We start from the raw sequence: 642 nt of genomic DNA on the forward strand, positions 1-642 counted from the left end.
GTTGCTGGTGCTGAAGGGCACAGTATGCGAAGTATGTATGACGCTTTACGAGGAGGCAATTAGCATGCTGTCTAGATTAATTGGAATTGTATGTCTGTTTTTATGCACCGGCTGCAATGCTGGAGTTTCTATAATGAAAAACTATCAAGTCGACGGCGGGGACACGCAGATAATGATGAGGTTAGATAAGAAATTAAAATCTAGTAACCTTGATGATGTTAAGGCTTTCATTGAAAGTGAAAACTTTAACATAAACCTTCCAAACAAAGACGGAAGGACGTTACTAGTTGCGGCGGTATTGTCGGATGACTTCAAAATGGCAGAGAAGTTACTCAAACTAGGGGCGAATCCAAACTTGATTTACTCTGATTACAAAGGCAAGTCCGTGATGGGGTGGGCTGCTTCATATAAAAACGATTCATACCTCAAGCTATTAATAAAATACGATGGAGACATTAACTTAATACAAGAAAACCAGAGGACATTACCAACACCAATATTTGATGCAATTGCAGCAAATAGACATGAAAACTTACGCTTCTTAATAGAGAACGGAGCAAACCTTGATGTTGTTAATAAATCCGGTCACACTCCGCTAATGTTTGCAATTACCTCTGCTTCATGGGAAATGGTGATGATGAT

1 protein-coding gene is annotated in these 642 nt (G+C 39.4%); it reads left to right on the forward strand.

What is annotated here, in order from left to right:
- Positions 1-37: 37 nt before the first annotated feature.
- Positions 38-642, forward strand: a 605-nt coding sequence (locus JAO78_RS16650; RefSeq protein ID WP_226752485.1) for an ankyrin repeat domain-containing protein, incomplete at its 3' end; no start/stop codon positions are given.

Source organism: Alishewanella maricola (genome assembly GCF_016343785.1).
Taxonomy (GTDB): Bacteria; Pseudomonadota; Gammaproteobacteria; order Enterobacterales; family Alteromonadaceae; genus Alishewanella; species Alishewanella maricola.